The following is a 13,868-nucleotide window of genomic DNA, read 5'->3' as shown; positions in this document are numbered from 1 at the left end:
TTAATTTAAGGAGGATTAAAAAAAATGAAAAAAGGATTGTCAGCTAAAGATCTAATCAATGTAGGAATTTATACAGCTATTTATTTAGTTCTGTTTTTTGTAGTAGGGATGATGAATGCAATTCCTATCTTATACCCAGCTATCTATCTTCTCATTCCTATAGTCACAGGAATTCCATTTATGTTGTTTTTAACCAAAATAGAAAAATTTGGCATGGTTACGATTATGTCAATTATTATCGGTGTGTTTTGGTATTTTATGGGCTATACATGGTTAGCATTAGTGGGATATATTCCATTTGGAATTATCAGTGATCTGGTTATGAAATCAGGTGGTTTTAAGAGTTTTAAAAAGAATGTTATTGGATTTTGGCTATTTTCTTGCGGAATGATAGGTTGTCAAATGCCAATGTGGGTAATGGCAGATACCTATATGGAAGGTGTTAAGCAACAAATGGGAGAACAATATGCACTTGCACTCGCAAAATATATGCCTTCTTGGATGGGGATTGCTGCATTTGGAATTATTTTTATCGGCTCAGTTATTGGTGCAAATTTAGGGAGGAAAATGCTTAAGAAACACTTTGAGAGAGCGGGTATCATTTAATGGAAGAGTATGAGGTATACAAACCGAATAAACCAAAGGGCTTTTTCTTAGATCCTCGTACTAAAATTTTATTTATGATATTTATAACAACCATAATGTCTGTCGGATATAAGGATATTTTAGTTAGCCTTATATCCGCCATTGTGGCAATAGCATTATTATTATCTAATAAACAATTTAAGATAGCTTTTATTTATGGAGGGCTATTTACTTTGGCTATTATGGCACACTTTACGAAAGATATGTACACATTGCCTACACTCATAAATACAATTTCAGTATTGTTGAATGCCTTGATTTTAAGACTATTTCCAATTTTTATGTTGGGCTATTATGTTGTAATGTCTACAAAAACGAGCGAGTTTATAGCAGCCATGGTAAAGTGGAAAATTCCCAATGCATTTATTATTCCAACAGCAGTTGCATTCAGGTTTATTCCAACTTTGAAAGAAGAACACAATTCTATTAAGACTGCTATGAAAATGAGAGGAATTAGCTTTAAAAATAAAAAGGCGTGGAAAAATCCAAGCTTATACTTGGAATATGTAACAATACCTTTAATCGTTTCTATTGTAAAAATAGGTGATGAATTGTCGGCGGCAGCAATAAGTAGAGGATTGGGAGCTTTGAAAAAGAGAAGTACTCTGGTAAAAGTAAAGTTTACTATATATGATTTATTAATTTTACTCTTTTCAGTTGCCTTTACAGGACTATTTTTATATAGGAGGGGATAGCATTGATTGAATTTAAAGACGTGTCATTTACTTATGATAGCGGGAATAAGAATGCTGGAATTTATAATATTAATTTAAAAATCAATGATGGAGAGGTGGTTGTATTTTGTGGTGAATCCGGTTGTGGAAAAACTACTATAAGTAGATTGATAAATGGACTAATTCCCGGATATTATACAGGAACTTTGACTGGAGAAGTTATAGTTAGAAACCACAAAATTTCTAAAAATTCGATTGATGAATTAAGTCGATATGTAGGTTCAGTATTTCAGAATCCAAGAACTCAATTTTTCAATGTAGATTCCACAAGTGAAATTGCATTTACCTGTGAAAATTTTGGAATTCCAAGAGAAGAAATTTGTAAAAGAATTGGTCAAGTGACAAAAGAATTAAATATAAAAGATTTGCTTGATAAGAGCTTGTTTTCTATGTCAGGAGGAGAAAAACAAAAAATTGCTTGTGCTTCTGCTGCTGTTATGGAGCCTGAAATCTATGTATTAGATGAGCCATCTTCTAATTTAGATATACAAACTATAAAAAAATTAAAATATATCATAAAAAAATGGAAAGAAAAAAAGTCAACTGTGGTTATTGCAGAGCATAGACTACAATATTTAATAGATATTGCAGATAGATTTATTTATATGAAAGATGGAAAAATTAACAAAGAATTTTCTCGTGTTGAGTTCAAGAAATTACCTAACAGCATTTTAAATAATATGGGGTTAAGGAGCATACACCCTATTGAAACCGATAACCGTATGAAAAACATAGACTCTAAGGAACAAATAGAGATTAAGGATTTTATGTTTAGCTATGGCAAAAAACCGTTTCTTGAAATTCATGATGCTGTATTACCTCAAAAATCTATTGTGGCTGTTTTAGGAAATAATGGTTCTGGAAAATCAACTTTTTCAAAATGCTTATGTGGAGTTGAAGAAAAAGCAAAAGGAACTTTAAATATACAAACAGAAAGTTATGCTACAAGAAAAAGACTAAAAAAATGTTTTATGGTGATGCAGGATGTTAATCACCAATTATTTACCGAATCAGTTAAAGAAGAAATTCTTTTGAGTATAGAGAACGATGAGAATAAAGAAGAAAAGATCGATGAAATATGTAAAAAGTTAAATTTAATGGATTTTATAGATTGCCATCCAATGTCATTATCCGGAGGGCAAAAACAAAGGGTTGCAATTGCAAGTGCTATCGCTTCTGATAGGACAATACTGATTTTGGACGAACCTACAAGTGGTTTGGATTTTAAGAATATGAAAGAAGTTTCTAATGAAATGATAAGGCTTAAAGAGGACGGAAAAACTATTTTTATTATCACACATGATCCGGAATTAGTAGAATGTTGTTGTGATTATTTTATGTTTATGGAGAATGGAAAAGTCAAATGGCATGGTATTAAAGATGAAAAGAATATGGAAAAAATTAGGGAATTCTTCAATCAAACTTAAAATTTGCTTAAAAAATGTGGATGAAAAAAGGAGGTAATTTTATGAAACAAGATATGAAAGAACAATTATTAACAAAAAGACCTATAGATTTACTTTTTCAATTATCTATCCCTGCTGTAATAGGAATGATAGTAATAGGTCTTTATCCACTAATGGATGGAATTTTTGCAGGAAATATTATAGGACAAACAGCAATGACAGCTTGTGGTGTAGCTATGCCACTTACATTTTTCAATAGTGGTGTATCTACACTTATTGGTGTAGGTTCAGCATCGGTTTTATCAAGAGCTATAGGAAAGGGCGACAAAAAAACAGTTGATAAAATTATGGGGAATTTAATCTTTTGGGTTATTCTATTCTCATCAATTATTACAATAGGCGGAATTTTACTTGCACCACATTTTTTAGATATGGTTGGAGCAAGTGGAGAAATTAAAGAATATGGTATCAGATATTTACGAGTAATTTTCATTGGTTCTTTATTTGTAAACTTTACTCAATCAGCAAACATGGTTATGCGTGGAGAAGGGTTAATGAAAAAAGCAATGCTCATTATGGGGCTAGGGGCTTTTTTAAACATAATTCTTGATCCCATTCTAATGAAATTAATGGGAAAATATGCAATTGAAGGGGCTGCACTTGCAACTATTACAGCACAATTTGTTCAAGCAATAATAACACTCCATTACTTCAAATATAAAAGTAAAGCAGTAAAAATAAATAAAATCAAACCTGATCAGGAAATAAAAAAAGAAATGTTTGGCGTAGGGTCATCTGCTATGATGATGCAAATTTTATTTATGATTCAACAAACAATGCTATATAAAATGTCATTTAAATATGGCGGAGATACAAATGCTATCTTGATGGCAGCAACACTTAGAATATATGCCTTTTCATTCATTCCACTTTGGGGAATGAGTCAAGGTTTACAACCTGTAGTTGGTACAAATTTTGGAGCGAAAAAATACGACAGAGTAAAAGAAGCTATGAAAGTATTTTCTATCGGAGGATTAGTTCTTGCATCAATATTTTGGATACCAGCATTAGCATTTTCAAAGAATATTCTTTCTTTATTTGGAGTAGAAGAAAGTATTATAACTCAGGGAATAGGAAACTTTAGACTATTTTATTCTATCTTTATCCTATATGGAGTAATGGTAATGACTATAACATTCTTCCAATCAATAGGAAACGCTAAAAAAGCCGGCATAATAGTAATGCTAAGACAGTTATTTTTATTCGTACCTGCCATGATTATTTTACCAATGATATTTGGAGTTAAAGCAGTATGGTTTGCAGAACCCCTTGTAGATTTAATTATGATAATAGCTGGTGTAGTAATGATGTTTGGGGAATTAAATAGGATGGATAAAATTAGTTTTAAAAATTCAAGTAATGAATAATAAGTGGGTTTATTTAAAAGAATGGAGGGAAATATGCAAATAAATATAATTAAAGTACATTTACCTTTTTTCTTTGGTTTACACTATTTACAAGTTAGATAACTCAGTTAAAAAATTAAATACAATTACTATTAGAAAGAGTTTTTTTCATTCTAGAGGACTAACCATGCCCAAGAGCAGGAGTCCTCCTTTTTTTGTCTGAAAACATAAAGACAAAAAAGAATGGAGGAAACATAAATGACAAAAGAATATTACCTTTATGTCGGTGGGCAAAAAATCAAAGTAAGCGAGCAGATATACAAAGTCTACTGGCAAGAAAGAGAACATGAAAAATATTTAGAGCAGGTGGACAAGAAAAACCACTTGCTCTTTTTTTCGTCCCTAAATCATGATGGGAATTTCGAAGATAATTTAGAGGATAAAAACGTTGATGTAGAAAAAGTTGTCGCAACACAAATGATGATTGAAGCACTAAAAAGTGCTTTGTCAAAGTTAAATAGGGATGAGCGGGAAATCATAGAAAGATTATATTTCAATGATGAAACACTTCGTGCAGTAGCAAAGACTAAAAATATCTCACATCCAACTTTAATTAAAAGACGAGATAAAATTTTAGAAAAACTAAAGAAATTTATAGAAGAACTATAAATTATGGTTACCAAAGAGGGCAAATTTTCCTTTATAAAGTGAAGGGGAATTTTGTCCTCTTTTATATAAAAAAGAAATTAATAGAAATTTGAACCTTGACAACTGAATAGACCATGACAGGACATTAACCATTTGTGGAGCTTTATAATTTCTTCGCCATGACATTTCTGCTGATAAGGATTTCGGTTTAAATAAATACTCTAGTTAAAAGAAGGATAAAAGAAAACGAGCGATAAAAAGAAATTATATATTCAGCCTAGGAAACTGATGCATTGAAGCAAATGGGGATAATGATACTTCTACAGTTGTTGCCGGCTCATCTTGAAAAGGGGCGGTGGTGAAATTCCAATGTCGTGACCTACACGCCTGTTAATGTCAAAAAACTTAAAAATATTGAAGATAAGGAGAAGATATTATGTGTGATGAACATAATATAAATACAGAAATGAAAACAGATAAAAAAGATAAACAGATGATAAATCAAATTGATGGTTGGAATATAGAAGTTAAATTTAATGAAAATGGATTTAGCTTAGAAAATTTAGTAGAGGAATACATCAAAGAAAAATTTTCTGTCTATTAGGGGCTGACAAAAAATATAAGGAGCGTTATAATATTTTTGTGGAAGCCTAACCTTGGTTCGATTTATTGTATGTAAATTGAATTAAAGGAGGCTTTTTTATGTTTAAAAACAATTTAGCAAAAGAAAATTTGGCAGTTATGTATTTAAGATTATCAAAAGAAGATGGCGAAAAAACAGAAAGTAACTCTATATCCAATCAAAGAGAAATTATAAACTCTTATGCAAGAAAAAATCAAATTACAATTGTCAAAGAGTATGTGGATGATGGATATTCAGGTGCAAATTTTGATCGTCCCAATTTTAAAGAAATGATAAAGGCTGCCTATGATAGAAAGTTCAATACAATTATTGTAAAGGACTTATCAAGATTCGGAAGAGATTATATAGAAGCTGGAAAATATATTCAAAGAATATTTCCGGAAAACGGTATAAGATTTATATCAGTAAATGACAATTACGATAGTAAAAGTGCAGATATAAACGATACACACCTTATACTTCCTATAAAAAACTTCATCAATGATAGTTATTGCCGAGATATTTCCAATAAGGTAAAAAGCTCTCAAAAGATAAAAAGAGAAAAAGGAGACTTTATCAGTGCTTTTGCACCTTATGGATATAAAAAGTCTGAGGAGAATAAGAACAAGTTAGTGATTGATAAAGAGATATCGGATATTGTCAAAAATATATTTGATATGAAACTCTTGGGATATTCCTCAAAGGCAATTGCAGATGAACTAAATCATTTAGGAGTTTTAACTCCAAGAAAATATAAAGAAAGTCAAGGATTTAAGTGTAATGGATTTCAAAATACAAAAGGTGGAAATTGGTCAGCAAAGACAGTAAATAGAATTATAGAAAATGAAGTATATATTGGAAATACCTTACAAGGAAAGAGTGTTACTTTAAGTTACAAAAATAAAAAGCAGATGGAAAAAGAGAAAGAAGAATGGATAAGAGTAGAAAATACCCATGAAGCAATTATAAGTAAAGAAGTTTTTACTATTGCAAATACTATGTTAAAAAGAGATTTGAATAATTCTCGTGGAAAGGACAAAATTGATATTTTTACAGGAATGCTTTTTTGTAAAGAATGTGGAAGTTCTTTGATTAGAAGGACTGTAAAGTATAAAAAAAGAGAAGAGATATTCTATATCTGTTCAAAGTACAACAAGGAAAAATCTTGCACAAGACACAGCATAAAAGAAGAAACCTTGATAAAAGCAGTATCTAAAGTAATGAAGTCCTACATTGAATTTAATGAAAATCTATATTCTAAAGTTCAGCGTATAGATATAAATAAAAATTTGAAAGACAATCAAATTCCTATACTAAAACGAGAAAAAGCGATGACAGAAGAACTCTTATCTTCTCTATACCTTGACCTAAAAGAGGATGTTATTAGTAAAGAAGAATATCAACTTTTTAGAAAAAACTATACAGAGAAATTGACTAAATTAGATGAAAGTATCGAGTATAGATTAAAAAAACAGGAAGATACTAAGGAGAAGATTGATAAAAATAAGAGTTGGATCATCGACATTAACAAGTATAAAAATTTATCGGAAATAGATAGATTGTCTGTTGTGATGCTCATTGATAAAATTTTTATTTCTGAAGATAAAACGATAGATGTTAGGTTTAATCATACTGAAGAATTGTCTTTACTTGAAGAAATGACAAAAATGGATAAGTCTGACATTAAAGCTAACACTATAAAAAAGAAAAGTATCGATAAAAGCAGGAAGTCAAAAACTATCCCCACTGTTATGAATAAAAGTCTTGTAAGTGCTGAAAGTGAGGTATGCTATGGCTAGAACAAAAAATAGGCATATATCACAATCAGAAACAGAAGTTGGAAAAGTGATTGAAAAAATATACATTGCCGGTATTTATGCTAGGTTATCACAGGAAAGAAAGGAAGCTTACAGGGATAAAAGTAATTCACTTGAAATGCAGGAAGAACTTTGTATAAATGCTGCAAACGAAAAAGATATAAAGATTTTAAGAGTGTACAAGGACTATGAGTATTCTGGAACAAATTTTAAAAGACCTGGATTTATTGAAATGATGGAAGATATCCGAACAGGCAGGATAAATTGTATCATAGTAAAAGATATGTCAAGGTTTGGTAGAGAGTATTTAGAAATCGCAAACTATATCGAAAAAGTATTTCCATTTTTGGGAGTTCGATTTATTTCCGTAAATGATAATCTGGATACTAAAGACGGTATAAAATCAGATCAGAGTTATGAAATAGCAATAAAAAATATCTTCAATGATTTATACGCAAAAGATATTTCAAAGAAAATAAAAGCCTCTAAAGAAATAAAAATGAAACAAGGGTCTTTTATAGGAGCGATGGCTCCGTATGGCTATAAGGTTGATAAAATTGATGGAAAAAGAGTTCTGGTGATGGACGAAAAGGCAGCAGATGTAGTAAGACTTATCTTTTATATGGCAAGTCAAGGTAAATCCAATATGCAAATAGCAAGAGAATTGACTAAAACATATACGACACCTGATGAATATAAAAGAACAGGTAAAATTTTTAAGGATAAAGAAGATACAAAACAATGGGATATTTCTTATATATCAAAAATGCTTTCTGATGAAGTATATATTGGGAATTTGATTCAAAGAGTATACTCAAATAGGCATGATCCAAGTAGGAAAAGTAAGTTTCGTGATAAAGAAGAGTGGATTATAACAGAGAACACCCACGAAGGTTTAATAGACAAAACTACATTTGAAAATATCAGAGAGATAAAGAAGAAAAAACAAAACTATCTACCTTACCATTCACTGAAAAACATAATAAAAGACGGAAAAGAAAATGTTGGAGTAAAAATTCAAAGAAATCATAAAAAAGAAGGAAAGTATGACGACCTCATACAGTGCAGTGTTTGTGGCAGATATTTGAAAAAACAATATGGACCAAGAGGACTGAAATATCATGATGAGATTTGCTATTGTTATTATTGTAAAGGTGGAGATAGATTAAAATTAGAAAAATCTCATGTCAGAATATATGAAACAGACCTAGACAAAATTTTAGTAGATACCTTAAAAAGACTGGTTTCAAGCTTTTATAAAAAGGATAAAATATTACAACTAAAAATATATTTAGAAAATATAAGTGCTGAAAAGATAAATCAAGTTTCTATAAAAACAGATGTAAATAATAAAAAGATTGCTTCTCTTAGGATCAATCTACAAGAACAATATGAAAACTATGTTAAAGGAGATGTTCTTTTAAGTGATTTTAAAATAGAAAGTAAAAAAATAAATAATCAAATAAAAACCTTAAAAAATGAATTAAAAGTTTTTGATGAAAGAATAAGAAATATAAAGAAAAGGAAAAGGGAACTGAAAAAATTCATAGAAGCTCTCTTTTACTGCTTAGATGCTGATAAGAGTATAGAAGTGGATAAAGGATTGGTTGATACTCTCATTAACCATATAGAAATTTCACATAATAAGAAAGTAACCATAAATTTTAAGTTTAATCTTGATAAAGATATAAAAGAGCAGTTGGAGGTAGAGTATGAATAAGGTGGCTATTTATCTAAGACTCTCAGACGAAGATTATAACAAAATGGATGAAAGTATAAGCATAGTAAATCAGAGAGATTATATAAGAAATTATATTGAAAATGAATCATCTTTAAAGAGTTGTGAAATAAAGGAATATGTAGATGATGGGTATTCGGGAACGAATACAAACAGACCTGCATTTTTAAGACTTATTGATGATGTAAAAGAAGGAAGAGTAAAGACTATCATAGTAAAGGATATGTCGAGGTTTTCAAGAGATTATATCTTGCTTGGGGATTATTTGAGCAATATATTTCCATTTTTAAAAATACGATTTATAGCTATCAATGATTGTTATGATTCCATAAACGAAAATGGAAATGGCTTAGATATGGATATGCAGTTTAAGACCTTGTATTATGATTTGTTCAGTAAAGAATTATCTGAGAAGGTAAGCAATTCTTTAAAACAAATTAAATCACAGGGGAAGAATACAAACTGGGCAGCACCTTTTGGATACATCAAAGATCCAAATAATGAATATCATATCATCATTGATAAAAAGACAGCATTTATAGTAAAAGAAGCATTTGATTTAATTTTAAGAGGGTATTCTTGTACTCAAATTGCTAATATTTTTAATGAAAAAGGCTATATAACTCGCTCTGAGCGAAAAGAAGAACTGAAACTTTCTGATTATACTGGAAATTTAATTACAGGAAGTAGAGTAAAGAAAAGAGTTTGGACAAGTGTTTGCATATCACAAATTACAAGAAATGAATTATATACAGGAGATTATGTATATAACAAGTATAAAGAAACAAGAATTGGTAGGCGAAAAAAGATATTACTTCCTGAAGAAGAGTGGAAAGTAATCCATAATACTCATGAAGCAATTATTTCAAGAGAGGTTTTTGATGAGGTTAAGTCAATAAAAGAAAAAAGGAAATTTTATGTTTATACAGGAAAGAAAAATCGCTCTATTTTTTCTGGTAAGATATTTTGTAAAGAATGTGGTAGACCTATGAGTTTTCGATGTGACAGTAGACAAAAGAAGAATTCAGATAAAATATACAAGTATAAAAGTTATTATTGTAATTTATGTAAAGCTGAGAAAACACCAAACAATATCAAAGAGAAAGATATTATTGAACTTATAAAACCAAAATTAAAAGGTTTTAAGATTCAAAACACATTAAATAAAGAGAAAGTTATAGAACACAAGAATGTAAAAGAAGAGATTTTAAAGGAAATATCCATATTAAACAGTAATTTACAAATCATTTATGAAAATTATAAAAAGAAAAATATTTCAAAAGAGGACTACTTAAAGGAAAAAACTTTTATCAAAGATAAAAAGATATTATTGGAGAGTAGGTTGAAAGAATTAAAATCAGAGAAGATTGATCCAAGGAAAGAAACGGATATTACAGTCTTAGACGAAGAAAGTTTATTGAAGGTTTATTTAGACAATAAAATTGATAAGATAATTGTATCAAGAAGTGGAGAAATAGAAATTGTAGAAATATAGATGGATAGTATTAAAAGTAACTCATAATCTCGCCAACTTTAATTTTAATACGCCAAAATGTAAATAATGGCGAGAAAATTTGCGGAAATAAATAGTGCTGTTTACTTATTGTGAGGTGATTTTTGTGTCTAAAATAAATGTGGAAGGATCAGAAATTAGCATTATTGCCATAGATAATAGAGATTATATTTCTTTAACCGACATGGTTAGAAATGTTGAAAATGGTGTGGCACTAATAGAAAAATGGCTAAGGAATAAAAATACAATTGAATTTTTAGGAATATGGGAAGAAATGTATAATGCGAATTTTAATTCCACCGAATTCGAGGGAATTAAAAATGAAGCAGGTTTTAATCGTTTCTTTTATCGGTTAAACAATGGGTCAATAAGACGAATTCTATCGGAATTGTCGCCAAAGCAGGAAGATATGGTGGAACATATGCACATAAAGACATAGCTTTTGAATTTGCGTCGTGGGTATCACCTTATTTTAAGCTCTATCTTATTAAAGAGTTTGAGCGCTTAAAAGAAGAAGAACAAAGACAATTAGGTTGGGATATCAAGAGGAATTTAGCTAAAATAAATTACAAAATTCATACAGATGCAATTAAGAATAAACTTGTCCCTGAGAAATTATCAAAGGAAAGAATAAACTATATCTATGCAAGTGAAGCAGATATATTAAATGTAGCTTTGTTTGGAATGACAGCAAAAGAATGGCGTGAAAATAATCCTGAGTTAAAAGGAAATATGAGAGACTATGCTGATATATCACAATTAGTGTGTTTATCAAATCTTGAGAACTTAAATGCTGTTTTTATAAATGGGGGAATGGATGCAACTGAAAGGATAGAAAAATTAAATTCAATTGCTATTGAACAAATGAGGATTCTAACAGAAAGTGAACGTATAAAAAAGTTAAAATAAAAGTTTTGTATATAAATTAGGCGATAGAAATATCGTCTAATTTTATGTAACAATTGCTTGACATTGTAGGGAAAAACAACTCTGTTCAACGTCTTATACGATGAGATAGATTTTGATTCAGGAGAATTCTACTTGGAAAATGAAGGTTCAACTGAAAAACTTGATAAAGAAGACATAGGAATGCTTTTTTCTGAAAATTTCCTTCCTGAATTTCTAACAGGTTACGAATACATCAAATTTTATCGTGATATTAACTCTCCTAACGATATAAAAACGGTTGAAGATTACATGGAAATGATGGAATTTTCCAAGAAAGATCAAAATAGACTCATCAAAGATTATTCGCACGGAATGAAAAGTAAAATATCTTTGATAACACTGTTCATCTCAAGACCGAAAGTGTTGTTATTAGATGAACCGTTGACAAGCTTGGATGTTGTAATCAGCACGCAAATCAAAAAATTGTTGATGGAATTGAAATCACAAGGAAGAATTATTGTCTTGTCTACGCACATGTTAGATTTGGCAAAACAAATGAGCGAAGAAATCGTGCTACTACACCACAAGAAATTACAAAAATTGGATTTGGACAAGAACGATGACAAATTCGATGCAGAACTTTACGACATTTTAAAGGATGAGTCTGATGAGTAATTATCTTAGCACTTATTTGAGATTAGTTATGAAGATGAAGCTAAATCAGACAATGTATCAACTTCGTAAACTTTCAATTTTCAAGAAGATTATTCCTTCGGATATTTATGGAAATGACGTGTTGAGCTTTGGATATTCTGCGATTTTCTACATTTCATTTGTATTAAAGACAATACTTTACAAAATTTTGTACTGTGCATTAGTTTACGGCATTGCAACTATAGGAACAGCAAAGATTTTCAAAGGCAGTATTCAAGAAAATATAATGATATCTTTGTTTTATCTGTCAGCTGTTATTGGAAGTATGATTTCACAATTTATGTACGTAAGCTTCGATAATGAGGATTCTATTTGTGTCAAAGCGCTCAAACTCGATGCCAAAAAATACACAGTTTTGCAGGATTATTTATCGGACATTAGCTTTGCAATCTCAGGAATAATATTTGCGATATTTTTTGCTATATTCGACATCAACCCAATGAATGCAATGAATATCACTGTATTCTGCCTTGGATTTAGAAAACTAATCAAATACATCAATATTTGTGCGTATTCGACTAAAAGCCCCAAACACTTAACCGAAAACTACTTCTGCATGTGGGCGATTTTGCTATTGGGAATGGGACTTTTGGTATTGTACAGCACGAAATCCAAAATCTTCGTACAAATATTTTATTCAACTTACGCGCTTATTTTCGGAATTGTTGCATATATTGTCGGTGCGATTTTCATTCATAAAACAGAAAAAATCAGACACATCGCTAGAATTGAAATCACAAACAAATCTATAATCGATCGCGACAACACATTTAAGGATATCAACACGGTCGCATACCAAATCGACGACGAAAAAATAGCACAAGAAAACGTGAGAATTTACGATAATTACAACGGGATTGAATACATCAACAAATTATTCCGCTACAGATTCAAACACAAATACAAAAAAATGATTCTAATTCGTTCGGGAATAATTTTGGCTGTTGGTGTAATTGGATTTATCGTACTAAGAGGACTCACAATTAATCCCAAACCAAGTGATTTGAAAATATTAGTGTCAGTATTTCCGATAATCTTGTTGTATTTCGGAATACAAATAGCAGTTCCAGAATCATTCAACAGATTTATGTTTTTGAATATGGATAGATATTTGATGAAACAAATGATTTACGCCAATAAACAAAACATAAAAGACACACTAAATTTTAGAATAAAACAAAATTTAAAAGACAACGCACCTACATTTGGATTGGTGTTATTATTGATAATAAGTTGGATATTCGCCGCAAAATTAAACACAACAGATTTGATAATAAAAGCCGCAGTCGCAGTCATCATAATCTACTTGTATCAATCAGTAAAACAACTCTACATGTACATGCTACTTCAACCATTCACTGTTGGACTCAAAAGCAAAAACGTAGTCTACTCAATACTCAACACATTCGAATCATTACTGTTTTGGGGAATAATAATCCTTCAAATAAAATTGAATTTCAACATAGGATTAGTAGCATTGGCAATCTGCGTGATTTATACAGTTGTAGGATATTTCTTGGTGTTGGCTAAGGGGGGTAGGACATTTAATTTAAGAAAAAGTTAGAAATGAAAAACAAAGTCAAATAATAATTGACTTTGTTTTTTTACTGCGAATTTTAACTCATTATTAAACCTAAATGCCAAAGTATTTATTACTAATATAGGGATATATATTTCTAAATATAATATTACAAATACTATAAATTAAAAAAAAGTTGACATTTAAATATTAAAGGC

11 protein-coding genes and 1 pseudogene are annotated in these 13,868 nt (G+C 30.0%); all 12 read left to right on the top strand.

The window, feature by feature from the left end; all coding sequences use genetic code 11:
* Positions 1-24 precede the first annotated feature (24 nt).
* The 12 genes and pseudogenes from GKG00_RS01980 (at position 25) to GKG00_RS01925 (ending at position 13,695) form a co-directional block, all read left to right on the top strand.
* Positions 25-606 carry an MptD family putative ECF transporter S component gene (locus GKG00_RS01980; protein ID WP_010815644.1) on the top strand — a complete coding sequence of 194 codons (582 nt, stop codon included), beginning with the start codon at positions 25-27 and terminating at the stop codon, positions 604-606.
* Positions 606-1,340, top strand: coding sequence for an energy-coupling factor transporter transmembrane component T (locus GKG00_RS01975; protein WP_154254015.1), 735 nt, complete (start codon positions 606-608; stop codon positions 1,338-1,340). Before GKG00_RS01980 ends, GKG00_RS01975 begins: the two co-directional genes overlap by 1 nt.
* Before the next feature lie 2 nt (positions 1,341-1,342).
* Entirely contained in the window at positions 1,343-2,806 is a 1,464-nt protein-coding gene (locus GKG00_RS01970) for an ABC transporter ATP-binding protein (RefSeq protein ID WP_154254014.1), read from the top strand.
* A 41-nt stretch (positions 2,807-2,847) separates the two neighbouring features.
* Positions 2,848-4,212, top strand: a complete 1,365-nt coding sequence (locus tag GKG00_RS01965; RefSeq protein ID WP_154254012.1) for an MATE family efflux transporter — start codon at positions 2,848-2,850, stop codon at positions 4,210-4,212.
* Between the two features lie 237 nt (positions 4,213-4,449).
* A complete protein-coding gene (locus tag GKG00_RS01960) occupies positions 4,450-4,860 on the top strand; it encodes a sigma factor-like helix-turn-helix DNA-binding protein (protein WP_004838472.1) in 411 nt (136 codons plus the stop codon).
* A 415-nt stretch (positions 4,861-5,275) separates the two neighbouring features.
* Complete coding sequence (locus GKG00_RS01955; RefSeq protein ID WP_000332792.1) at positions 5,276-5,443, top strand: hypothetical protein; 168 nt, start codon at positions 5,276-5,278, stop codon at positions 5,441-5,443.
* 98 nt (positions 5,444-5,541) lie between these two features.
* A complete protein-coding gene (locus GKG00_RS01950) occupies positions 5,542-7,260 on the top strand; it encodes a recombinase family protein (protein ID WP_154254010.1) in 1,719 nt (572 codons plus the stop codon).
* Positions 7,261-7,306: 46 nt separating this feature from the next.
* A complete protein-coding gene (locus tag GKG00_RS01945; protein WP_346962823.1) occupies positions 7,307-8,998 on the top strand; it encodes a recombinase family protein in 1,692 nt (563 codons plus the stop codon).
* The gene (locus tag GKG00_RS01940; protein ID WP_154254006.1) at positions 8,991-10,511 is read left to right on the top strand and encodes a recombinase family protein; all 1,521 of its coding nucleotides are present in this window, start codon (positions 8,991-8,993) and stop codon (positions 10,509-10,511) included. The genes GKG00_RS01945 and GKG00_RS01940 overlap by 8 nt, the downstream gene beginning before the upstream one ends.
* Positions 10,512-10,635: 124 nt before the next feature.
* Positions 10,636-11,438: pseudogene (locus GKG00_RS01935) on the top strand (KilA-N domain-containing protein).
* Between the two features lie 81 nt (positions 11,439-11,519).
* Positions 11,520-12,092, top strand: coding sequence for an ATP-binding cassette domain-containing protein (locus GKG00_RS01930; protein ID WP_277752806.1), 573 nt, complete (start codon positions 11,520-11,522; stop codon positions 12,090-12,092).
* A complete protein-coding gene (locus GKG00_RS01925) occupies positions 12,085-13,695 on the top strand; it encodes a hypothetical protein (RefSeq protein WP_154254004.1) in 1,611 nt (536 codons plus the stop codon). The genes GKG00_RS01930 and GKG00_RS01925 overlap by 8 nt, the downstream gene beginning before the upstream one ends.
* Positions 13,696-13,868 lie beyond the last annotated feature (173 nt).

The sequence above is a fragment of the Finegoldia sp. BIOML-A1 genome, assembly GCF_009678325.1.
GTDB classification, from domain to species: Bacteria; Bacillota; Clostridia; order Tissierellales; family Peptoniphilaceae; genus Finegoldia; species Finegoldia magna.
This window is presented reverse-complemented; position numbering and strand designations above follow the sequence as displayed.

Bases quoted from the DNA above. Each gene is read 5' to 3' on its own strand.
- GKG00_RS01950 (WP_154254010.1), top strand. From the start codon at position 5,542: ATGTTTAAAAACAATTTAGCAAAAGAAAATTTGGCAGTTATGTATTTA.
- GKG00_RS01980 (WP_010815644.1), top strand. From the start codon at position 25: ATGAAAAAAGGATTGTCAGCTAAAGATCTAATCAATGTAGGAATTTAT.
- GKG00_RS01975 (WP_154254015.1), top strand. From the start codon at position 606: ATGGAAGAGTATGAGGTATACAAACCGAATAAACCAAAGGGCTTTTTC.
- GKG00_RS01925 (WP_154254004.1), top strand. From the start codon at position 12,085: ATGAGTAATTATCTTAGCACTTATTTGAGATTAGTTATGAAGATGAAG.
- GKG00_RS01960 (WP_004838472.1), top strand. From the start codon at position 4,450: ATGACAAAAGAATATTACCTTTATGTCGGTGGGCAAAAAATCAAAGTA.
- GKG00_RS01940 (WP_154254006.1), top strand. From the start codon at position 8,991: ATGAATAAGGTGGCTATTTATCTAAGACTCTCAGACGAAGATTATAAC.
- GKG00_RS01965 (WP_154254012.1), top strand. From the start codon at position 2,848: ATGAAACAAGATATGAAAGAACAATTATTAACAAAAAGACCTATAGAT.
- GKG00_RS01955 (WP_000332792.1), top strand. From the start codon at position 5,276: ATGTGTGATGAACATAATATAAATACAGAAATGAAAACAGATAAAAAA.